The 22623-nt window shown below is 75.5% G+C and carries 16 protein-coding genes; 6 read left to right on the top strand and 10 right to left on the bottom strand.

Translation table 11 applies throughout. The features are described 5' to 3' along the window. Window positions 1–1416 (top strand): macrolide 2'-phosphotransferase, encoded by a 1416-nt coding sequence (locus tag FSY66_RS07715; protein ID WP_144793174.1) that lies wholly within the window; start codon window positions 1–3, stop codon window positions 1414–1416. Between the two features lie 30 nt (window positions 1417–1446). Here the strand turns inward: FSY66_RS07715 and FSY66_RS07710 are convergent, their stop codons facing one another. Together FSY66_RS07710 and FSY66_RS07705 are read right to left on the bottom strand one after the other, a co-directional pair. Further along, window positions 1447–5142: an ATP-dependent helicase gene (locus tag FSY66_RS07710; RefSeq protein ID WP_144793171.1), complete on the bottom strand. Its 3696-nt coding sequence runs from the start codon at window positions 5140–5142 to the stop codon at window positions 1447–1449. Window positions 5143–5201: 59 nt separating this feature from the next. Continuing rightward, window positions 5202–8702 carry a UrvD/REP family ATP-dependent DNA helicase gene (locus FSY66_RS07705; protein WP_144793168.1) on the bottom strand — a complete coding sequence of 1167 codons (3501 nt, stop codon included), beginning with the start codon at window positions 8700–8702 and terminating at the stop codon, window positions 5202–5204. 99 nt (window positions 8703–8801) lie between these two features. On the opposite strand from FSY66_RS07705, the gene FSY66_RS07700 reads away from it, so the two are divergent. Together FSY66_RS07700 and FSY66_RS07695 are read left to right on the top strand one after the other, a co-directional pair. Further along, window positions 8802–9698, top strand: coding sequence for a 3'-5' exonuclease (locus FSY66_RS07700; protein WP_144793165.1), 897 nt, complete (start codon window positions 8802–8804; stop codon window positions 9696–9698). Between the two features lie 159 nt (window positions 9699–9857). After that, window positions 9858–10052: a CsbD family protein gene (locus FSY66_RS07695; protein ID WP_144793163.1), complete on the top strand. Its 195-nt coding sequence runs from the start codon at window positions 9858–9860 to the stop codon at window positions 10050–10052. Between the two features lie 165 nt (window positions 10053–10217). On the opposite strand, the gene hemL is transcribed toward FSY66_RS07695, so the two are convergent. From hemL to hemE, 8 genes are all read right to left on the bottom strand, one after another. Continuing rightward, entirely contained in the window at window positions 10218–11537 is a 1320-nt protein-coding gene (hemL, locus tag FSY66_RS07690) for a glutamate-1-semialdehyde 2,1-aminomutase (protein WP_144793160.1), read from the bottom strand. Window positions 11538–11654: 117 nt separating this feature from the next. Continuing rightward, window positions 11655–12689 (bottom strand): porphobilinogen synthase, encoded by a 1035-nt coding sequence (gene hemB, locus FSY66_RS07685; protein ID WP_144793157.1) that lies wholly within the window; start codon window positions 12687–12689, stop codon window positions 11655–11657. Continuing rightward, window positions 12686–13669, bottom strand: a complete 984-nt coding sequence (locus tag FSY66_RS07680) for a uroporphyrinogen-III synthase (protein WP_144793154.1) — start codon at window positions 13667–13669, stop codon at window positions 12686–12688. The genes hemB and FSY66_RS07680 overlap by 4 nt, the downstream gene beginning before the upstream one ends. Before the next feature lie 5 nt (window positions 13670–13674). Continuing rightward, the gene (hemC, locus tag FSY66_RS07675; protein WP_260853576.1) at window positions 13675–14754 is read right to left on the bottom strand and encodes a hydroxymethylbilane synthase; all 1080 of its coding nucleotides are present in this window, start codon (window positions 14752–14754) and stop codon (window positions 13675–13677) included. Window positions 14755–14792: 38 nt separating this feature from the next. Continuing rightward, window positions 14793–16109, bottom strand: a complete 1317-nt coding sequence (locus FSY66_RS07670) for a ferrochelatase (protein WP_144793148.1) — start codon at window positions 16107–16109, stop codon at window positions 14793–14795. Further along, on the bottom strand, window positions 16106–16840 hold the full coding sequence (gene hemQ / locus FSY66_RS07665) for a hydrogen peroxide-dependent heme synthase (protein WP_144793145.1): 735 nt from the start codon (window positions 16838–16840) through the stop codon (window positions 16106–16108). Before hemQ ends, FSY66_RS07670 begins: the two co-directional genes overlap by 4 nt. A gap of 73 nt (window positions 16841–16913) precedes the next feature. Next, window positions 16914–18416 (bottom strand): protoporphyrinogen oxidase, encoded by a 1503-nt coding sequence (gene hemG / locus FSY66_RS07660; protein ID WP_186304499.1) that lies wholly within the window; start codon window positions 18414–18416, stop codon window positions 16914–16916. Window positions 18417–18543: 127 nt separating this feature from the next. Beyond that, window positions 18544–19758 carry a uroporphyrinogen decarboxylase gene (gene hemE / locus FSY66_RS07655; RefSeq protein ID WP_144793139.1) on the bottom strand — a complete coding sequence of 405 codons (1215 nt, stop codon included), beginning with the start codon at window positions 19756–19758 and terminating at the stop codon, window positions 18544–18546. A gap of 282 nt (window positions 19759–20040) precedes the next feature. On the opposite strand from hemE, the gene FSY66_RS07650 reads away from it, so the two are divergent. From FSY66_RS07650 to FSY66_RS07640, 3 genes are all read left to right on the top strand, one after another. After that, window positions 20041–21477, top strand: coding sequence for a glutamyl-tRNA reductase (locus FSY66_RS07650; protein ID WP_144793136.1), 1437 nt, complete (start codon window positions 20041–20043; stop codon window positions 21475–21477). A 14-nt stretch (window positions 21478–21491) separates the two neighbouring features. Further along, window positions 21492–22124, top strand: a complete 633-nt coding sequence (locus FSY66_RS07645) for a TetR/AcrR family transcriptional regulator (RefSeq protein ID WP_144793133.1) — start codon at window positions 21492–21494, stop codon at window positions 22122–22124. A gap of 97 nt (window positions 22125–22221) precedes the next feature. Continuing rightward, window positions 22222–22458, top strand: coding sequence for a DUF3107 domain-containing protein (locus FSY66_RS07640; protein ID WP_144793128.1), 237 nt, complete (start codon window positions 22222–22224; stop codon window positions 22456–22458). Window positions 22459–22623 lie beyond the last annotated feature (165 nt).

Genomic DNA, 22623 nt, shown 5'->3' with positions numbered 1-22623 from the left:
ATGACATCGTCCCTGGAGCATCTGGCGGCCGCGGCGGCCGCGGCCGTCCCCGGGCTGCGTCCCACGGCGGTGGGGCCCTCCCCCGACGACGCCGACTTCCGCTCGGCGGTCGTGGTCGATGCCTCGCAGCGCCGCTGGCGCGTGCGCAGCGCGCTGACCGACGAGGCGTCGATGCGCCTGGCGGCCGAGCACTCGGTCCTGAGCTCGTTCAGCCCCGGCCTGCGCTCCAGGCTGCCGTTCCACATGCCCACCGTGGTGGGCTCCGTCGAGGACCAGGGCCGCCCCCTGTTCGTGTACTCGCACCTCCCGGGCGGGCCCGTGCCGATCGATGACCTCATGGATCTGTCCGAGGCGGCTCCGGCCCGGCCGCAGCCGCCGAGCGCGGCCCCGGTGCCGGAGGCCGCCGCGCAGCTGGGGCAGCTGATCGCGGCGATCCACAGCCTGCCGCGCGCAATGGTCATGGACGCGGATCTGCCCGCCTACAGCTCGGAGCAGTGCCGTCGGCGCATGCTCGGCGAGCTGGACCAGGCGGCCACCACCGGGCGCATCCCCTCGTCGCTGCTGCGGCGGTGGGAGGAGGCCCTGGAGGACCGCACCCTGTGGCGCTTCTCGACCCATGTGGTCCACGGCGACCTGCACGAGGACAACCTGATCGTCGAGGGCAATCGCGTCACGGCGGTGACCGGCTGGTCGGACGTCCACGTGGGCGATCCCGCCGGCGACTTCGCGTGGCTGATCGGCGCGAGCGACCCGTCCTTCGCCGAGGCCGTCGTGGCCGAGTACTCCCGGTCCGCACCGGTCGAGCCCGATCCGCACCTGCTGCGTCGTGCCCACCTCGAGGCGGAGTTCGCCCTGGCCCGGTGGCTCGTGCGGGGCGTCTCGCGGGACCTGCCCGAGCTGGTGGCCGACGCCGAGTCCATGCTGCGGGTCCTGGAGAAGGACGTGGAGCTGTACGACCGCGAGCAGGCCGTCTCCCGGGGGCTGCCGGCCGAGGAGTCGGTCGCCGCGCGCACCGAGCACGCCCGGTCCGCCCGGGAGCGCGCCGCCGCCCCCGGACCCGACGACGGCGGGGGGCGCGATGAGGATCAGGAGCAGGAGCCGGAGGACGGCGCGACCTCCGAGCGCCCGGCTGTCGGGCAGCGCGAGGACGGGCCGGGCGACGATCAGCCGGGCGGCGATCAGGCGAGCCACGAGGAGTCGGCCCGGCGCCGCGTGCTGCTCGAGGGGCGCCGGCGCGCCGCCGCGGATGCCGCGCACCGGCGCACGAGGCTCAGCGGCGATCTGCTGGAGGACGAGGACGCCTCGTCGGAGCACGACGCCGCCGCGGACCGCGAGGCCCGCGCAGGCGGCAAGGGACCTCACGGTGCCACGGTGACGCCCCTGCATCGTCCCGGGGCCCCGAGCTCGCACCGCTGAGCCGGCCCGGCCGGGCGCGGCCTCGGACGCTCAGCCGAAGGCGCGGGCCACCATCCGCTCGAGCTGCTCCTCGTCCGCGAGATCGTGCGGGCGGATGGTCCGGTCCGCGGCGACGTAGTAGAAGGCCGCCGAGACGTCCTCGAGCGGCACCCCCTGAAGCCGCGACCACCCGAGCCGGTAGACGGCCAGCTGGACGGCGCGCTCGGACAGCTCCCGCGCGCTCGGCACGGCACCGGTCTTCCAGTCGACGAGCTCCCAGGTGCCGTCGTCGCCGCGGAACACGGCGTCGATGCGGCCCCGTACGGTGACCCCGGCGATCGGGGTCTCGATCGCGTGCTCGACCGACCAGGGCTGCCGCCGCCCCCACTCGCTCGCGCGGAAGGTCTCGGCCAGGCGCGGGAGGTCGTAGGCCTCGTCCACGAAGTCGTCCGCCGCCGGCAGCTCGTCCAGGTCGAAGATCGCCGAGGACCCGAAGTGGTCCTCGACCCACGAGTGGAAGGTCGTCCCGGCACGAGCCGCCATTCCGGGCCGGCGCGGCATGGGGCGACGGAACTGCGCGGCGACCGCGCGGGGGTCACGGCCCAGCGCGACGACCGTGGAGGCCGACAGGTGCGAGGGCAGCGCCAGCTCCTGCACATCGCTGCGCCGCTCGTGGGCGGCCAGCAGGATCCGGGCCTCCTCGATCCAGCGGGACGCCTGCGGATCGTCGCGCGGATCGCATTCCGCCGGGTCCGCCTCCGCCCCCGGCTCGAGGTCGCCACCGCGCCGGACCAGCTCGGCAGCGGCCTCGACCGCGCGGCGGCGGCCCGCGCGAGCCGGCGGACGCACCTCCCGCTGCTGCTCCGCGGTGTCCTGCGACGGGTCCGCCGACGGCGCCGACGGCCGGCGCTCCCCGTCGCCGCGGGTCTCGGTGATCTCCGGGCCCTCGAGAGGGTCGTACGGCCACAGGGCCCAGAGGCGCCGTGACGTCTCCGGGTTGGCCTCCTCGGGGCCCACCTCGACCCAGCCGGCCAGGTCGATCCCCTCGACGGGGGTCGCCTCCCCGTCCTGGGGCAGCGTGACGGGCGATGCCTCGAAGGCCTTGTCCTGCGCCGCCTCCCGCGCGATCTCCAGGCCCCGTTCGCCGGTCAGGGGCAGCAGCTCCAGCAGGAACCGGGACGGCACGAGGCGCGAGGCCGCCGTGCCGGAGAACGCCGTCGAGGACAGATGCAGATGCGTCCTGGCGCGGGTGAAGGCCACGTAGGCCAGACGCCGCTCCTCGGCTTCCGCGTGCTGGGCGGCGTCCTCCTCGAACAGCGCGAGCGACGCGGGCAGCGCCTCCAGATCCGAGGTGTCCTCGCTCCACTGCGGCAGGAAGTCCCGGTCGCCGCGCAGGGGCCACGGGACGTCCGAGGCGCTCTTGGTCCAGCGGGAGTCCCGGGTCGAGGGGAAGTGCCCCTGATTCATGCCCGGGACATGCACGTGATCCCATTCGAGGCCCTTGGAGGCGTGGACGGTCAGCAGCTGGACGGCCCCCGGTGCGGGCTCGGGCGGCGCGGTGTCCAGCTTCTCCTCCTGGGCGGCCACGTCGAGCCAGGCGAGGAACGACCCGGCGTCCTGGGCCCCGCTGGTCGAGGTGAAGGAGGCGGCCAGGTCCAGGAAGGCGTCCAGGTCCCGGCGGCCCTGCTCCGCGCGGGCGCCGGGGCGTGCGGCGATCTCGATGTCCAGGCCCAGGGTCCGCTCGATGACCGAGATGACGGTGGGGAGGTCCTCGGACAGCCAGGTGCGCAGCTCGGCCAGCTCCTCGGCGAACGCGACGAGCCGCTGCCGCCCGACCTCCGTGAGGCTGCGTCCGGCCCCCGAGACCCAGCCGGGGCGCGGGAGCGTCTCGACGGCCTCCACGAGGGAGGCGGCATCGACCATGTCCGGCTCGATCAGCACCTCGTCCGGGTCCGCGGCCGGACCGGCGTCCTCGTCCCGGCGCAGCCCGGCGGCGGCCGTGTCCGGGTCCCCCGCCTCGTCGACGGCCTCGATCAGGCCCATGTCGGCGGCCGCCGTGCGTCGGCGCTCGAGGTGCCCGGCCCAGTCGCCCAGCGCCACGAGGTCCCGGGCCCCGATCCGCCAGCGCGCGCCGGTCAGCAGCCGGGCCAGGGAGTCCGAGCGCCCCGGGTCCGTCAGCACCCGCAGCGTGGCGACGACGTCGACGACCTCCGGGACCTGCAGCAGGCCGCCGATGCCCACGACCTCGACGGGGATGTCCCGGGCCTCCAGCTCGCGGCGCACGGCCTCGAACTGGGCCCTGCGGCGGCACAGGACGGCGGTGGTGGGCAGGGGCCGGTCGGCCGGCGCCTCGGACCGCGCGGTCAGCACGGCGTCGGCGATCGCCGCGGCCTCCTCCTGGTCGGTCCGGTGCCCGGTGATCTGCACGGTGCCGCGCGGCGCACCTGGGCGGGGCTCCAGCCCCGGGACCTCCGTCAGTCCCCGCCCCGACCCGCCATCGGCCCACGGCGGCGGTGTGCGCAGGGGCCCGGCGATGTGGTTCGCGGCATCGAGGATCGCGACGTCGTTGCGCCACGCGGTGGTGAGGAAGGACACGGCGTCGTCCGGATCCCCCGGCGCCGGGAAGTGCTCGGCGAACCCGAACAGCTGCCCCGCCGAGGCCCCCCGGAAGCCGTAGATGGACTGCTGCGGATCCCCGACGGCCATCACGGAGTGGCCCCGCCCGTAGAGGCGGGCGAAGATCTCCATCTGCGCGTGGGAGGTGTCCTGGAACTCGTCGAGCAGCACGACGCGGAAGCGCTCGCGCTCGGCGGCGGCGCACGTGCGATCCTCCGCGGCGATCCGCGCCGCGCGGGCCAGCAGATCCCCGAAGTCCATGACCTCGGCGTCCTGCTTGGCCTGCTGGTACCGCTGGGCCATCCCGCACAGGACGCCCGTGCGCAGCAGGCGCTCGGCCGTGGCCGTCTGCTCCTTGGTGATCCTCTTCTTCCGGCTTCCCGGGCGAGCCGGCGTCTCGAGCATCCGGTGCCCCAGGCGCTCGCTGTACTCCCGGATCGTGTCCATCTCCAGCAGGTGCTCGGCCGCACCGGAGGACAGGGCCAGCACCTGCTGGGTGGCCGTGGAGAGCTTGAAGTCCGGCGGGACCGGCCCGTCCCACGACTCGACCACGCGCGAGGCCATCTGCCAGGCCTGCGCCTGTCCGAGCAGCGCCGTCTCCGGCTCGACGCCGATCCGCAGGCCGTAGGTCCGCACGAGCGTGCTCGCGTAGGAGTGATAGGTCAGCACGGTGGGCTCGAGCACGGTCGCGATCGGGTCCTCGCCGCCGTCCGTCCGAGCGCTCCCGTCCGCTGCGTCGGCTCGGTCCTCCGGCTCGCCGGGCCGCGCACCGCGGTCGTGCGCCCCGTGCGGATCGACGACGAGCCCCTTGGCCCTCAGGACGCCGAGCCGGCCGCGGACGCGATCGCGCAGCTCTCCGGCGGCCTTGCGGGTGAACGTCACGCCGAGCACCTGATCCGCGCGCACGATGCCGTTGGCGACGAGCCAGACCACGCGGTCCACCATGGTGGCCGTCTTGCCGGACCCCGCGCCGGCGACCACCAGTCGCGGACTCAGCGGGGCCTCGATCACCTCCTGCTGCTGCTCGGTGGGCACGTTGCCGCCCAGGGCCAGGGCGAGCTCGGCCGCGCTCCAGCGCGGCTCGACGCCGAAATGCGGATGCTCGGCGTCCTGCGGTGCGTCATGGGCCATGCGGGGCTCCTGGGTGCGGTGGGCGGTCGGCGGATTCGGCTGATGGGGGCGGGAGGCGCTCACTCGGTCACCTGCCGCCCTTCGGCGCACAGGGGACAGATCTCGGGGATGCGGCAACCGAGGCCGCCGAACCTCCCCCCGGATCCGGCCGCGTGCCCGGCCAGGAAGCGGTCGCCCGCCACGAGGTCCGCCGCGGCCGTGACGAGCTCCCTGACCCGGTCCCCGTCCTCGACGCCCAGCCCGTCCTGGAGCTGCGTGCTGACCTTGGCGGTGTCCTTCCCGAGCTGGACGAGCAGCGCTCCGCCGGGCAGATGCCGCAGGGGACCTTCCGGCAGCACCAGGGGGGCCTCCGCCTCCGGCTGGTCCTCGGAGTCATGGCCCCGGTCCTGCCTCCGGGCCATGGCGTCGCCGGCGCCGGCTGCGAGCGCGGTCTGATAGGCCAGCAGCTGCGGGTGATCCGGCAGGTCCTTGCCGGCAGGAGCGCTGCGACCGGTCTTCAGGTCGACCACGACGTAGCGACCCTGGGCATCGATCTCCAGCCGGTCCACCCGCCCGCGCAGCAGGGCATCGCGGGCTCTGCCGTGGATGAGGACCTCGAATCCGCCCTCGACGAGCACCAGCCGCCGGTGCTCGTCCTTGCGCGCCGCGATCACGTACTCCGCGAAGCGCCGGACCATGGTCTCGGCGCGCTCCTTCAGCAGGTCGGACTCCCACGTGTCCGGCAGGCCGAGCTCCCTCCACCGCCGGTCGAGCTCGGCGACGAGCTGGTCGCCCGTGTCCTCGGGGTGCTCCTCCGCGATCGCATGGACCAGCGTCCCGACGGAGCGGGAGGCATCCGAGGCCTCCTCCGCCCGGGCCGTGGAGACGTACCAGTCCAGCGGCGAGCGCTGGATCGTCTCGATGCGCGACGGCGACAGCGGCACGGGCTGCTCCGGGTCCAGGACCTCCTGGGTGGAGGACAGGGGCAGCAGCCCCCACCACGTGTCCGGGGAGGCGCCGGGCACCGACTCCGGCGACGCCGCGAAGCGGTGCAGCAGACCGGCGGCCGCGCGGCGACGGGCCGGTGGCTGCGAGTCCCGGGTCAGCGCGGACCTGAGCTCGGCCGTGAGCGCACGCAGCGTGGGCGGTCGCGGAGCGGCGAGGACCGGACGGGCCGCATCGGCGGCCTCGGGATGCACCGCGGGGTCCCATGGGTCCACCAGGTCGACGAACTCCGAGGGCTCGTCGTCCGGCCCGGAGACGGCAGTGACGATCAGCTCCCGGGAGCAGCGGGAGACCGCCGTGGCGAACTGGCGCAGCTCGTCGTGGCGGACCTCGGCGAGCCGGGCGGCGGGGCTGGACCGCGCCGCGGTCTGCGGACCGAGCTCGACGGCCTCCGAGAGCAGCTGCGCCCCCAGGAGCTGTCCGCGCAGCGTGGTGTTGGGCCACCGGCCGTCCTGCACCCCGGCGATGAACACGACGGGCCAGCCGCGGCCGGCCGCGGTGGCCGGCGTCATGATCTCCACCGAGTCCCCCGCGGGGGCGCGCGCGGCGAGCGTGTCCATGGGCAGGTCCTGGTGCTCCAGGAAGTCGAGGAACTCCTGCGGCCCCGCCCCGGGGCGGTGGTCCACGAAGCGCTCCGCGGTGCCGAAGAGGGCCACGACCGCGTCGAGGTCGCGGTCGGCGCGCTGCCCCTCGGGGCCCCCGGCCAGGGCTGCGCGCTGCCATCGCCCGGCGACGCCCGAGGCCTCCCACAGCGCCCACAGCACGGTCTCCGCGGTGGCGCTCTCGGCACGCAGCGCCGTGCGCCCGGCCTGGAGCATGCGGGAGACGCGGCGAGCCGGGGCGGCGCGGACGCCGGCGTCCTCCATGACCGTGGGATCGAGCAGGGCCTCGACGAGCAGCCGGTCCGAGCTGCGGCCCCCGCCCGAGCGCAGCTCGTGGGCGCGCAGCCGCTGGCGCAGCCGCCGCAGATCCATGGCCGAGGCCCCGCCGATCCGCGAGCTCAGCAGCTCGACGGCCTCCTCGGCCTCCAGCGGCGCGGCGGCTCCCGGAGCCCCGCCCGTCCGCGCCTCCGCATCCTCCTGGGCGGCCTCCGCGCGCTCGGCGACGATCAGGCGCAGGGCCGCCAGCAGCGGCTTGACCGCGGACTCGTCCCGCACAGGGGTCTCGGCCGCCGAGGTGGTCACGGGGATTCCGAGGGCCGTGAGATGCCGCTCCAGCGACTGGAGGCGGTCGCTCGAGCGCACGACCACCGCCATGTCCTGCAGGGGGACGTCCTCCAGCAGATGCCGCTGCAGGACGGCGTGCCCGATCCACCGGGCCTCCTGGGAGGCCGAGGCCAGGATCGCGGCCCGCGGGCGCGGCGATGCGGCGACGGTCGACGACGCCGCATCCTCCTGGGCCCCGGCCGCCGGCGCCGCGCTCGGCTCGACAGGGGGCTGCGCAGGCCACGGGGCAGCCGGGGCCGGGCGCCGGGCGTCCCGGGCGCCGCCGATCGCCGGGATGCGCTCGGCGGTGCGCTGCCACGCGAGCTGGACGCCCGCCGGCATGCGGTGCCCGGTGCCGAGCACATGCCGTCCCACGGGGCGCTGCGCGGTGCCCAGCCGGTCCTCCAGTCCGCGCAGGAGGTCGGGGCGGGCCCCGCGGAAGCCCTGGACCACGGTGTCCGGAGAGGCCGCGACCACGACGTCCCGTCCCCGGCACAGCACCTCCAGCAACCGGTGGATCGACGGCGTCGCCTCCTGCAGGTCGTCCGCGACCACCAGCTCGAGGCGCTGCTGCTCCCTGTCCCGGAAGTCCGGGTGCGCCTCCAGGACGCGGCTGGCCTCGCTCACCAGGCCGGCGGGGTCGAAGGCCTCCGGCATCCGCAGGCGGCGCACCCGCAGGTACTCGCGGCGCAGGGCGGCCGCCGCGACCCAGTCCGGGCGGTCCATGCTCCGGCCGAGCTCCTCGAGGCCATCCGGGCTCAGCCCGTGCTCGGAGACGCGGTCGAAGAGGTCCCGGATCTCGTGCCGGAAGCCGCGGGTTCCCACGGCCTCCGAGAGATCGGGCGGCCACACCACGGCCGCGCCGTGACCGCGCCGGTGCCCGTCCAGCAGCTCCTTGATGAGCACGTCCTGCTCGGGGCCGGACATCAGCTGGGGCGCCTCCGAGACGCCCGGCAGCAGCCCCTCGGCCTGCGCACGGCGCAGCAGGTCGAAGGCGTAGGCCTGCCACGCGCGCACGGGCGGCGACGACATGGTGGTGGCCGCGGTGGCGGTGAGCGCGTCCCGGGCCCGGGCCGCGGAGGCGCGCGAGGGGCTCAGCACGAGCAGCCGGTCGGCCGGCAGGCCCTCCCGCAGCTGACGGGCGGCCAGCGCGAGCAGGGCGGTGGTGCGCCCGGTCCCCGGCGCCCCGAGCACGAACCGCGGGCCGCTGCCCGGTCCGAGCTGGGCGATCTCCCGCTGGCGAGGGTCGAGCTCCGACAGCGGGGGCAGGGCGAGCGAGCCGGTCCGGGCGGGGACGATCCGCCAGCCCGACCTGGCCGGGGCGAGATCGACGACGGGCTCGGGGGGCTGCGGAGACGTCTGCTCGGGCATGCCGACATCGCACCACAGGTCTCCGACAGCACAAGCCCCGGCGACCGGGCCGTGACGCGGCACCCCGTGCTGTCGGAGCGCCTCCGTACCGTGAGCGGCATGACCAGCCGACCCGACCGGACCGATCCGCTCTTCGACCTCCCGACCCCGCCGGACGGCGCCCCCGAGGCCGAGGCCCGGGGCGGCGCCGAGACCGCGGAGCAGCTGCCGCTCTTCGGCGCCGAGGAGACCGAGGCCCGCGCCGACCCCGGGGGCGAGGGCCGAGCCGCGGGCGCCGAGCAGCCCCAGGTCGCCGCCGGCCTCCCCTGGCCGCAGCTTCCCCGGGCCGCCTTCGACCTCGAGACCACCGGCAAGGACGCCGAGCAGTGCCGCATCGTGACCGCCGCGCTGCTGCTGATCGAGCCCGACGGGACCGTCTCCCGGCGCTGGGACTGGCTGGCGGACCCCGGCATCGAGATCCCCGAGGGCGCGGCCGCCGTCCACGGCATCACGACCGAGCAGGCCCGCGAGCAGGGCCGGCCCGCCTCGGAGGTCGTCCCGGAGATCGTCGCCGCCGTCGCGCAGCTGATGGGCCGGGGCATCCCCGTCATGGCGTTCAACGCCTCGTACGACTTCACCGTCCTGGCGGCGGAGGCCCGGCGGCATGGCCTCGAGGCGCCCCGAGCCTTCCCCGTGCTCGACCCCTACGTCATGCACAAGCACGTCCGTGTGCGGTGGCGCGGCAAGCGCACGCTCGTGGCGCTGTCCGAGGCCTACGGCGTCGTCCTGTCCGAGGCCCACACCTCGGGCGCCGATGCGCTGGCGGCCGAGCAGGTGGCCCGCCGCCTGGCCGACGAGTTCGACGAGCTGCACCTGAGCCCGGCGCAGATCCACGAGGCGCAGGTCCGATGGTCCCGGGAGCAGGCCGCCGACTTCCAGGCCTTCCTGCGCGAGCGGAAGCAGGATCCGTCGATCGTCATCGACGGCACGTGGCCCGTGCGCGACCTGGACGGATGAGCCGCCCCGGCTCCGGACGCAGCAGGCTGGGAGTCCGCTGAACGCCGCCTCCGGGGTCCCCCGCAGCCGCACCGAGGGTTGCGGGGCGGAACGGACCGTCACGTAGGCTGATGGTCCCGCGCCGACCTTCCGGTCGGCATCTGAGCACAGGAGGTTCCCATGGGACTCGGTGACAAGATCAGCAACAAGGCCCAGGAGGCCTCGGGCCAGGCCAAGCAGAAGCTCGGCGACGCGACCGGCGACGAGCGCCTCAAGGGCGCCGGCGAGCAGCAGGAGTCGAGCTCCGGGCTCAAGCAGGCCGGCGAGAACCTGAAGGACGCCAAGGACAACGTCCTGGGCAACGACAAGAACTGAGAGCCCGCGCGCTCCCACGACGAAGCGCCCCCGGATCGGCCGCAGCTGCTGCCGACCCGGGGGCGCTTCTGCGATCCGGCCTCCCGGCGCCCGGCAGAGGGCTCGCAGCGGCGCGCACGGGGCGGCCGGGCGGGAAGGGCGGTCGGCCCCTCCCGCCGGCGCGCCTCAGCCCTGGTCCGGGCGGGCCTGCGCTGCGGCCTCGGCGGCCTTCGGCAGCGCGTCGACGATGCGCTCCATCGCCGACTCGTCGTGGGAGGCCGAGAGGAACCACGCCTCGAAGACCGACGGCGGCAGATAGACGCCCTGGTCGAGCATCGCGTGGAAGAACGGGGCCCAGCGGAAGACCTCCTGGCCCTTCGCGTCGTCGTACGAGCGCACGGCGCGGTCCTGCGTCCCGAACGCGACCGAGAACAGCGATCCCGCGCTCTGGATCGAGTGGTTCACGCCGGCGGCCGACAGGGCGGAGGAGACCTCGGCGCGCAGCTGCTCGGAGAGGCGGTCGATGGTCCGGTAGCAGTCGTCGTCCGCCAGCCGGAGGGTGGCCAGGCCCGCGGCCATGGCCACCGGGTTCCCGGACAGCGTCCCGGCCTGGTAGACGGGGCCCGTGGGAGCCAGCTGCTCCATGATCTCCCGGCGCCCGCCGAGCGCCGCGACGGGCATGCCGCCGCCGATAACCTTGCCGAACGTGAAGATGTCGGGCTCCCAGCCGCCCTCCCCCGGGGCCGTCAGGCCCCAGTAGCCGGCGGGGTCCACGCGGAAGCCGGTGAGCACCTCGTCGAAGATCATCAGGGCGCCGTTCTCCCGCGTGATCTCCCGGAGGCCGGCGTTGAAGCCGGGCTCCGGCGGGACGACGCCCATGTTGGCGGGCGAGGCCTCCGTGATCACGGCGGCGATGCGCCCCTCGTGCTCGGCGAAGGCGGCGCGCACCGCGTCGAGGTCGTTGTAGGGCAGCACGAGCGTCTCGGCAGCGGTGGCCGCGGTGACGCCGGCCGAGCCGGGCAGGGAGAGCGTGGCGACGCCGGAGCCGGCCTCGGAGAGCAGCGAGTCCACGTGGCCGTGGTAGCAGCCGGCGAACTTGATGACGAGATCGCGCCCGGTCGCCCCGCGCGCCAGGCGCAGGGCCGTCATGGTGGCCTCGGTCCCGGTCGAGACCATGCGGATCTCGTCCAGGGCGGCGACGCGCTGGACGATGTGCTCCGCCAGCTCGGTCTCGCCCACGGTGGAGGCGCCGAAGGACAGGCCCTTCTCCACGGCGGCGTGCACGGCCTCGAGCACGACGGGGTGGGCGTGGCCGACGAGGGCGGGGCCCCACGACCCGACCAGGTCCACGTACTCGCGGCCGTCCGCATCGGTCAGGTAGGGACCGCGCGCCGCGGAGATGTACGGCGGGGTCCCCCCGACGGAGGCGAACGCCCGCACGGGCGAGTTCACCCCTCCGGGGATCACGCGGCGGGATCGCTCGAAGAGCTCTGCTGAGACGGTCATGGGTTCCTCTCGGGTGGTCCGGGCCGACGCCCGCGGCGGCTTCCTCGCCGTCGCGGGCGTCGGCCCGCGGTCTGTGGGCGCCGCCCCGGCGGGGCGGCGACGGCGGTCCGGATGCGCTCAGCGCAGGCCGTTCTCCTCGCGCCACCAGCGGGCGAGATCGGCGGCGAAGTAGGTCAGCACGGTGCCGGCGCCGGCGCGCACGATCGACAGGACCGACTCCTGCGCGGCGGCGCGCCGGTCGATCCAGCCGTTGGCGGCGGCGGCCTGGATCATCGCGTACTCGCCGGAGATCTGGTAGGCGGACACCGGCACGGGCGAGCGGTCCGCGACCTCCCGCAGGATATCGAGATACGACATGGCCGGCTTGACCATGACCATGTCGGCGCCCTCTGCCAGGTCCAGCTCCAGCTCGCGCAGCGCTTCGCGGCGGTTGCCGGAGTCCATCTGGTAGGTCCTGCGGTCCCCCGTCAGCGCCGAGTCCACGGCTTCGCGGAACGGCCCGTAGAACGCCGAGGAGTACTTCACGGCATAGGCCAGGATCGTGGTGTCGATGTGCCCCGCGGCATCGAGGGCGCCGCGGATCGCGCCGACCTGCCCGTCCATCATCCCGGACGGGCCCAGCACGTGGGCCCCGGATTCGGCCTGCACGACGGCGGCGCGGGCGTAGATCTCCAGGGTCGCGTCGTTGTCCACCTCGCCGCGGTCGTCGAGGACGCCGCAGTGGCCGTGGTCGGTGAACTCGTCGAGGCACAGGTCGGCCATCACGAGCAGGTCGTCGCCGACCTCGTCGCGGACCTCCCGCAGCGCGCGGTTGAGGATGCCGTCGGGATCCGTGAGCCCCGAGCCCTGGGCGTCCAGGGAGGCCGGCACCCCGAAGACCATGATCCCGCCCAGGCCCAGCTCCGCGGCCTCGGCGGCCGCGCGCCGCAGCGAGTCCATGCTGTGCTGGGCGACGCCCGGCATGGACGTGAGCTCAACCGGGGACGACAGCCCCTCCTTGACGAAGACCGGGAGGATCAGCTGATCCGGGTGGCAGCGGGTCTCGCGCACGTGACGGCGCATGGTGGCGGACTGGCGCAGGCGCCGCGGGCGCACGGGCAGGTCGACGGCATGCGGGCGGGCGTCGGTGCGGCGGGGATGCGGTTCGGTCATGACAGGTCCTCCTGTGCTGCTTGAGTGGTGTGCTCGGATGTGCTGCTCCCCGGCGGCCCCGGTCGTGCGGCGCGGACCGCGGACTCCTCGAGGGCCTCGATCAGCCCCGGGGGGTCGGTGCTGTCGGCGACGACCGCCTCGAGGCCGAGCTCGACGACGGCCGCCTGCGTCGGGCGGCCGATCGCCGCCAGCGCCACCGGGCGCAGGTCCGCGACGGCGCCGCGGGCCAGGGCACGCGCTGCGGAGGGCGCGGTGAGCACGGCGGCGCCGATGCTCCCCGCGGCGAGCTCCCGGCGCGCCCGGGAGAGGGTCCAGACGATGTCCTGCTCGGCGGGCGGGGCGCTGACCAGCGGGTCGTCGGCGGGCCATGCGGCCATCCGGTAGGCGACCCGCTGCTCGACCCGCCAGCCGAGCTCGCCGAGCCCGCGGGACAGCCGGGGCGATGCGGCCGCCGACTGCGGCAGCAGCACGGTGCCCGGCCCCTTCCCCGGCCCCGACCGCTCGGGCCGGGCCCACGTGTCCAGCAGCCCGGCGGCGGAGGACGCCCGGTGCGGGCGCAGATGCACGGGCAGCCCGTGCTCGGCGAGCTCGGCGGCGGTCGCGGGCCCGACGGCGGCCACGCGCAGCCCGCCCTCGAGCGCAGCGGCGAGCAGCTCGGCCAGTCGCCGGCCCCTCTCCTGCCGCGACAGCAGCGCCAGAGCTCGCACGGTGTTGGCCGAGGTGATCACCAGCCACAGCGGCTCCCGGTCCCGCGGGCCGGCGGCGGCCGCATCCAGCAGGTCGAGCAGCTCCTGCCGCTCGCCGCCGTCCACGGGCTCGGCCTCCTGGACCGGGACCAGGATCGGCTGCGCGCCGCGCTCTCGCAGCATCCGCGTCAGGGACGCACCTCGATCGGGCATGCGCGTGACGATCACGCGCATGCCCTCCAGGGGGCTGCGCCGCGGCTCCTGCGTCCCGGTGGGCTCGCTCGGACAGGACACAGGTCTCAGGCCAGCCCCGCCAGTCGCGCCGCCCCGTCGGCCAGGAGCCCGTCGCCCACGCGGCGGCCGAGCTCTCGCGCGGCACCCGCGGAGAGGTCCTGGGCGGCCTCGGTGCGGTGCATGACCTCGGACCCGTCCGGGGCGGCCACCGCCACCCGCAGGGTCAGCATCCCGTCCTGCACGGTGGCCAGCGTGCCGACAGGGGCCGCGCAGCCGGCCTCGAGCCGGCCCAGCAGGGCGCGCTCGGCCGTCACGGCCCAGCGGGTCTCGGGGTGGTTGACCCGTGCCAGCCCGGCGAGCAGCGCCTCGTCCAGCTCCTGCTGCCCCGGCCGCTGCCGGGGCGCCGCGGTCTCGGCGACCGAGGCGGCTCCTGAGGCCTGCTCGGCCAGCTCGGGATCGCGCTGCAGGACCTCGCTGCGCACCTCGAGCGCCAGGGCGCCCTGGCCCGGTGCGGGCAGCACGACGGAGGGGTCGATGGCCTCGGTGATGTGGGCCTGCAGCCCCAGCCGGCGCAGGCCGGAGGCGGCCAGCACCACGGCGTCGAGGTCTCCGGGCCCCTCCGGGTCCAGCCCGGCCACGCGCGCCAGGCGGGTGGGGACATTGCCGCGGATGTCCACGATCTGCAGGTCCGGGCGGGCCAGCAGCAGCTGGGCCGCCCGGCGCGGCGAGCCCGTGCCGACCTTCGCCCCCTCCGGCAGCTGCTCGAGCCGCAGCCCGTCGCGCGCGCACAGGGCGTCGCGGGGGTCCTCCCGCCGCGGGACGGCGCCGATGGCCAACCCCGGGGTGGGTGCGGTGGGCAGGTCCTTGAGCGAATGCACGGCCATGTCCACGCGGTCCTCGAGCAGGGCCACGCGCAGCGCGGCCGCGAAGACCCCGGTCCCTCCCAGCGTGGCCAGCGACCCGGTCAGGACGTCGCCCTCGGTGCGGATGATCTCGAGCTCGTGCTCGACCCCCGCCGCCTCGGCCACCGCGTCGGCCGCCCACGTGGTCTGGGTGCGCGCCAGCGCGGAGCCGCGCGTGCCGATGCGCAGCACGGCCGCCTCCTCCGGACGGGGGCCGTGCGCGGTCTGCTCGGATGTGCTCATGGACTGTCCTCGCTCCTCGTGGTCGTGGTGCCGAGCCGTCATGCCCGCACGACGTCGCCGTCGTCGTCGACGCCGACCGGGACGGGCTGCCCGGCGGGCAGCTGGGCGATGGTGGGCCGCGGCTCGGTGCTCCCGCGCAGGATCTTGCGGCAGCAGTCCGCGGGGCAGGCGTCGAACCAGGTGCCGTCGCCGCAGGCGGAGACGCGCGGCGGGGCGGTCCGATCGGCCATGCGCTGCTCGATCAGATCCGCCAGCCCGCGCACGAAGGCGGGATGCGTCCCGGGAGTGGGGGTGCGCACGAAGGCGAGCCCGCGCCGCTCCGCCGTCTCGCGGGCCTCGGTGTCGAGGTCCCACACGACCTCCATGTGATCCGAGACGAACCCGACGGGCACCACGATCACGGCCGCCGCGCGCTCGTCGGCGGCCCTCTCGATCGCGTCGCTGACATCGGGCTCGAGCCACGGCGTCCCGGGAGCGCCCGAGCGCGACTGGAAGACCAGCTCCCAGTCCGTCTCCGGGGGCAGGTCCGAGCCAACGGCGCGCAGCTGCGCACGGGTGCGGTCCATGATCTCGCGGGAGGCGGCCAGCAGCTGATCGGCGTAGGCGGAGCCGCCGGTGAACGACGCCCGCATGGTCTCCGGGCCGGAGGCCAGCGCATCGGCGTCGGGCACCGAGTGCGCCGCGAACAGCACCCGCACCGGGCCCTGACCCGCGACCCGCTCGAGCGCCTCGCACAGGCCCTCGGCGAACGGGGTCAGCAGCCCCGGCAGATCGAAGTACTGCCGGATCTTGCCCACCGTCATCTGCTCCCGCAGCCCGGACTCCGCCAGGGCGACGCCCCAGTCCTCCCGGTACTGCCGGCACGAGGAGTAGCCCGCGAAGGCTGAGGTCGCCAGCACCAGGATCCGGTCCCGGCCCTCCTCGTGCAGCCGGCGAAGGACATCGCCGACGTAGGGCTCCCAGTTGCGGTTCGCCCACGTGACCGGGGTGTCGATCCCGCGCTCGCGCAGCTCGGCCTCGAGCGCCGCGAGCAGAGCACGGTTCTGGCCGTTGATCGGCGAGACGCCGCCGTGGGCGCGGTAGTGCCCGGCCACGTCCTCGAGGCGCTCGTCGGGGATCCCCCGCCCGCGGGTCACGTTGCGCAGGAACGGGATGACGTCGTCCTGGCCCTCGGGGCCCCCGAACGACGAGAGCACGACCGCGTCCCACGTGCCCGGGGACTCGGCCCGAGCACGGCTCAGGGCCGGCGAGTCGGCCGGGCGCGGCCCGGAGCTCACGGCGGCCCCGTCCAGGATCGGCACGGAGGACGGCGCGAGCTCGGGCTCGGGGGCGGAGCCGGTCTCCGCGCCGCTCATCGCAGCACCTCGGCCAGATCCGCGGTGCTCACCCGCCGACCGGTGTAGAACGGGGTCTCCTCGCGCACGTGCAGACGGGCCTCGGTGTTGCGGAAGTGGCGCATGAGATCCACCAGGTCCACGAGCTCGGGAGCCTCGAGCGCGAGCATCCACTCGAAGTCGTTGAGCCCGAAGCAGGCGATCGTGTTGGCCAGCACCTGGGGGAAGTCCCGGGCCTTCATGCCGTGGTTGCGCAGCATGCGCGAGCGGTCCTCGGGGTCCATCCAGTACCAGTCGTACGAGCGCACGAACGGGTACACGCAGACCCACGCCTCCGGGGCGATGCCGCGCGCGTACGACGGGGAGTGGTTGGAGGTGAACTCGGCCTCGCGGTGCACGCCCATGGACGACCACACCTGGTGGGTCCCGGACAGCAGCGCGGTGCGGCGGGCCCGGCGCAGGGCCAGCTGCAGGGCCGCGGGATCGTGGCCGTGCAGCCACAGCATGACGTCGGCGTCGGCGCGCTGGCCCGAGACGTCGTACGTGCCGCGCACGACGATCCCCTCGTCGGCGAGCTCGGCGACCAGGGCGTCGAACTCCCGGACGGCCTGCTCGTCCTGCTCGGGGGACGGGGCGGCGCGGTCGTGGTCCCGGGCGTAGACGGACCAGACGGCCCAGTGCTGCTGCTCCCGGCCCTGGCTCTGGTCCTGGGCCGGGGCCGCGTCGGTCTGCTCGTTCGCGGGTGCGGTCATCGTCGTTCTTCCTCTCGACGGGCTCCGAAGGCCAAGGGCCTCGGAGCGGATGGGCTGATGGATGCGCGCCGGCTCAGCCGGCAGGGTCCTGCGCGGCCGCGATCCCGTGCTCCGCCAGGACACGGGCGACCTCCCGGCGGGTGTCGGCCACGACGGCCACGAGGCCGGTGCCGGAGAGCCAGGAGCCGACGGCCGCGACGCCGCCGACCTGCTCGAGGGCGCGCCGGAAGGCGGCCACCTTCTCGGCATGGCCCGCCGAGGGCCGGGCCATGGCCTGCTCCCAGCGCACGACGTCGCCGTCGACGAGGCACTCGTGGGGCAGCTCGACGCCGAGCAGGTGCGAGGCATCGCGCATGGCCAGGGTGAGCAGCTGGTCGTCGGCGAGCTCGAGCTCGCGGGAGGCGTTCCTCCCCGAGCTGTCGACGCGCCCGTAGGACAGCCGCAGCACGTGGCGCCCGGGGGGCAGCGCCTCCCGGACCCAGTCCCACTTGGCGCTGACGTGGGTCAGGGCCTTGGCGTGGACGTCCGGGACGTCCGGGGCCACCAGGATGCCGGTGCCGCGCGGGGCCCGGTCCAGCTCCGGCCGGTCGACCACGAGCGTGGCCAGGGCGATCCTGGGCCCCAGGCCCGGCTGGAACCCGGCGATCTCGCGGGACTGCCCGCCCAGCAGGCGCACGGCCGTGGGACCGTCCGAGGCCATGACGAGCAGCTCGCCGCGGGCGATCGCGGACTTGTCGCCGACCTCGGGCTGGCGCTGGAGGACCATCCACCCGGGGCGCCGGGGATCGCGGTCCACCGCGATGACGTCGTAGCCGAGCACCAGCTTCACCCGGCGCTTCTTGAGGTCTGCCACGAGGGCCTCGGCCAGGGTGTTCATGCCGCCGCGCAGCCCCGCCACATTGCTGCCGGCCGGCGCGGCGCGGCGCAGCGACGCGGCCGCGCGGCTGAGGCTGCCCTCCCGGCGCAGCGCCTCGCGCAGGCCGGGTGCGACCATGTCCGGGTCCAGGGCATCGGGCTGGGCGGAGTGCACGCCCAGGGTGAACGGCGCCACCATCCGCTCGAGGACGGCGCTGCCCATGCGCTTGCGCACGAGCTCGCCCAGGGTGCGGGCGTCGGCGCCGATCCTGGCCGGGCGCTTGAGGTCCGCCCGGGCGCGCCACAGCCCGAAGCGGCCCAGGGTCTGCGCCAGGCCGGGCTCGGAGAGATCACCGGGGATCCCCAGGACGCCGGTGCTCTGCGAGGGCCGGGGGCCGTCGGGCAGGGCGACCCATGACCCTGCCGGGCTGGGGCGGACGATCCGGTCGCCGAGCCCGAGCTCGCGGGCCAGGTCCGAGACGGCGTCCGAGCGGGTCGCGAACGAGTCGGCGCCCGAGTCGAGCACGAGCCCGTCCACCAGGTGCGAGCCCACGGACCCGCCGAACTGCGGCCGGGCCTCCACGAGGGTCACGCGCAGGCCGGCGGCCGCGAGTTCGCGCGCGGCGCACAGCCCGGCGATGCCCCCGCCGACGACGAGCGCCGTGCGCGGCGCCCGTGCGGCAGAGTCCTCGGCTGCCGACCGCGACTCCGACTGCTCCACCGCTGCCCGTCCTTCCTCTGCTGCGCCGCCCCGGATCCTCGTCCCGGGCGGCCGTTCTGCTCTTGCCGACCGCTGCTGTCCTCCCAGGATGCCACCGACGCCCGACAGCGCGGCGGCCCCGGCTCCCTCAGCCGCCGGCCGCGGGGGCCTGATCGTGGATGTAGCTCACCAGATCCGTGAGCACCTGAGGATCCGTGCTCGGCGGGACGCCGTGGCCCAGGTTCACCACGTGCCCCGCGGCCTGCGCGCCGCCGGCGAGCACCTCGTCGACGTGGCGCCGCAGCACCTCGGCGGGCGCCGGCAGCAGGGCCGGATCGATGTTGCCCTGGACGATCGCGCCCCTGCCCAGGCGCCGGACCGCCTCCTCGAGCGTGAGCCGGTGGTCCACACCCACGGCTTCGGCTCCGGCCTCCCGCATGGTCGCGAGCAGGTCGCCGGTGCCCGTGCCGAAGTGGATGCGCGGGACGGGCAGGTCCTCGACGGCGGCCAGGGAGCGCGCCGAGTGCCGGGCGACGTGGTCGCGGTAGTCGCGCAGGGAGAGCGAGCCTGCCCACGAGTCGAAGAGCTGCACGGCCGAGGCGCCGGCCTCGACCTGGGCTCGCAGGAACGCACCGGAGGCCCGGGCGGCCCAGTCCGCGAGCGCATCCCAGGCCCGGGGGTCGGCGTGCATCATCGTGCGCGGGCGCAGATGATCCCGCGACGGGCCGCCCTCGACCATGTACGCCGCCACCGTGAACGGCGCGCCCGCGAAGCCGATGAGCGGGGTCGAGCCGAGCTCGGCGACGGTCAGCGCCACGGCCTCGCGGATGGGCTCGAGGGCCTCGTCGTCGATCTCCGGGAGGGCGGTGATCTCGGCGGCGGTGCGCACGGGGCGCTCCAGGACCGGGCCGCGGCCCGGCACGATGTCCACGCCCACGCCCGCCAGGCGCAGCGGGACCACGATGTCGGAGAAGAAGATGCCGGCGTCCACGCCGTGGCGGCGCACCGGCTGCAGGGTGATCTCGGCGGCCAGCTCCGGGGTCAGGCAGGCGTCGAGCATGGCCGTGCCCTCGCGCGCCTGCCGGTACTCGGGCAGCGAGCGCCCGGCCTGGCGCATGAACCACACGGGATGGGTCGCGGCGCGGCGCCCGGTCAGCTCCCGCAGCAGGGCGGAGTCCGCCGTCGCCCCCCGGCGCAGGGGATGCTCCTGGGGCAGCCGCTCGAAGCCCGCCCGGAAGCCCCCCGGGGCGTTCTCGTCGGTGAGCCCGCTGCCAGCCGCCTCCGCACCGGGGCCGCCGTCGGGGCGCTCGGGGCCGTCGGGTCCGGGAGCGTCGGGTCCGGGGGCATCGGCAGAGATGGTCATGGCCCTCATTGTGCCGCCGCGGACTCGCAGGTTTGGCGACGAGCCGTCGCTGGGCTCCGCTCCCCCTGGGGCCCTGCCCCGCCGCGCCCGCGTGCTCCCCTTGGCATCCGCGCCCGACGCGCCGAGGCGCGGGCCGGGCGAGCGCCCGGTCCGAAGCCGCTGCCGAGCTGCCCGCAGAGGCCCGCGAGGGCGCCGGGAGCCGTCCGAGCGGCGGCCGATCGGACGGCTCCCGGGAGGCGGGGCCGACCGGCCCGGGCCGGCACGCGGTAGGATGCGGGGACTGTGGTGCTCTTCTCTCTCGTGGCCTCCCATCGCAATGTCGATCTCAGCACCGTCGCCCGCCTGGCCGACGGTGCCGCCGGCGCGCCCGGCGAGCTGACCTCCGCCGGCGGGCTCACGGGCTCGGTGTCCCTGTCGACCTGCAACCGCCTCGAGATCTACGGCGAGCTCGCCGACGACGCCGGCCCCGAGCGCATCGAGAGCGCCCGCCAGGGCCTGGCGCAGCTGCTCTCCGAGCGCTCCGGGGTCCCCGCCGAGGACATCCTGCGCAGCGCTCAGCTGCACGTCGACGAGGACGCCGCACGCCACCTGTTCACCGTCGTCTCGGGCCTCGAGTCCGCCGTCGTCGGCGAGCGCGAGATCACGGGCCAGGTCCGCCGGGCGCTCATCGACGCGCAGCGCAGCGGCACCGCCTCCGGCGGGCTCGTGCGCCTGTTCGAGGAGGCGGCCAGGACGGCCCGCGAGGTCGGGACCAGTACGAGCCTGGGCGAGCGCGGGCGCTCGATCGTCTCGGTCGCCCTGGACCTGGCCGACGACGTGACCGACGGCCGATGGCCCGAGCGGCGCGCCCTGGTGTTCGGCACGGGCGCCTATGCCGGAGCGACCATGGCGGCCCTGCGCGATCGCGGCTGCGCCGACATCGAGGTGCACTCCGCCTCGGGGCGCGCCGAGGCCTTCACCGCCAACCGCGGCGGCACCCCGGTGCCCGCCGACGACCTGCGCGGGGCGCTGGAGCGCGCCGACGTCGTCATCGGCTGCTCCGGCGGCTCGGAGCCGCTGTCCGCCGAGCAGCTGCCCGAGGGCCCGCTCACGGTGATCGATCTGGCCCTGTCCCGGGACTTCGATCCCTCGGTCGCGGATCTGCCCGGCGTCGAGCTGATCACGCTCGAGTCGGTGAAGCTCGCCGCCCCGGAGGAGACCACCGAGTCCGTCGAGGCCGCCCGGGGCATCGTCGACGCCGCGGCCCGGCGCTTCCGCGAGCAGCGCAGCGAGCGCGACATGGACGCGGCCATCGTGGCCCTGCGCAAGCACACCATGAGCGTGCTCGAGTCCGAGATGGAGAAGGTCCGCCGGCAGCACGGCTGCACCGCCGCCGCCGAGGAGGTCGAGTTCGCCATGCGCCGCATGGTGCGCTCGCTGCTGCACGAGCCCACGGTGCGCGCCCGGCGCATGGCCAAGGAGGGCCGCGCCGAGGACTACCTCACCGGCCTCGAGGCGCTGTTCGGGCTGAGCGTGGACCTCCCCGAGCACCGCGCCCCCGAGACCCGCGACCCCGCCCCCGGTCCCGGGACGGTCCCGGCGCCCGACCGCGGCGCCGCGGAGGGGACCGCGGACCGCCCGATCTGCGGCCGCGACCGCCGGCCCGCCGACCTGCCGCCCGGAGGCCGCGCGCCCGACGACTCGACCGGACAGCAGCGCCTGCCCCGCGCCGCCGGCTGAGCACAGGAGCGCCCGTGTCCGCAGCACGTCCTCGCACCACCCGTCTGCCCAGGCAGCAGCGCCGCCGCCAGCTGCTGGAGGTCGCGCTGACGACCTTCGCCGAGCAGGGCTACCACCGCGCGTCGATGGACGACATCGCCGAGGCCGCCGGCGTCTCGAAGCCCGTGCTCTACCAGCACTTCCCGGGCAAGCACGAGCTCTACCTGGCGCTCGTGGGCGACAGCCTCGACGCCCTCGGGGCCGATCTGATCGAGGCGCTGCGCGAGGCCCGGCCGCGCGAGGGGATCACCGTCAACCGGGCGCGGGTCGAGGAGATGCTCCGGATCTACTTCGACTTCGTCGAGTTCCACCCGCAGACCTACCGGCTCGTCTTCGAGTCCGACCTGATGGCCGACCCCGAGATCCACGCCCGCTTCGAGGGCTTCCACATGGGCGTGGCCGAGGCCGTCGGCGGCGTGCTGGGGCCCAATGCCGGGCTCAGCCGCGGCACGGCCGTCATGCTCTCGCGCGCCCTGACCGACATGGTCCAGACGGGCGCCGGCTTCTGGGCCAGCCACCCCGAGACCGTCACCCGCGAGGAGGCCCAGCGGCAGCTCTTCCGTTTAGCCTGGGGCGGAATCGGAGTGCTCGACGAGGACTGGCGGTGACCCGCTCCTAGACTCGGCCTCCAGGAGCGGCGGCGGCCGTCCGCCCTGCGGGCATCGCCGCCGCGGACAGGCAGGCCCACAACCAGCAGGAGGAACCGTGGAGATCAAGATCGGGATGCAGCACGTCGGACGCGAGATCGTGGTCGACTCCCCGCTGACCGCCCAGGAGGCCACCGATCTGGTGAGCACGTCGCTGAGCGACGGCACCGTCCTGTCCCTCCGGGACTCCAAGGACAACCTCACCCTGGTGCCGGCCGCGGGCATCGCCTATGTCGAGATCGGCGCGGAGACCAAGCGGCGGGTCGGCTTCATGCCCGGCGTCTCGCACGACTGAGAGGCCGCCCGGCCGAGGCGGATCCCGGGGCCGCAGCGCATCCCCGACGGGACGTGCTGCGGCCCCGGCCGTCGTGACGGGGCCCGTCCGAGTACAGTTGTCCCCGCACCGGATGCCCGATCGTCGACGACGACCACACCCGAAGACCTCCGCGATCGGCTCCCA

Origin of the sequence: Kocuria palustris (genome assembly GCF_007666205.1) — a bacterium.
GTDB classification, from domain to species: Bacteria; Actinomycetota; Actinomycetes; order Actinomycetales; family Micrococcaceae; genus Kocuria; species Kocuria palustris_A.
This window is presented reverse-complemented; position numbering and strand designations above follow the sequence as displayed.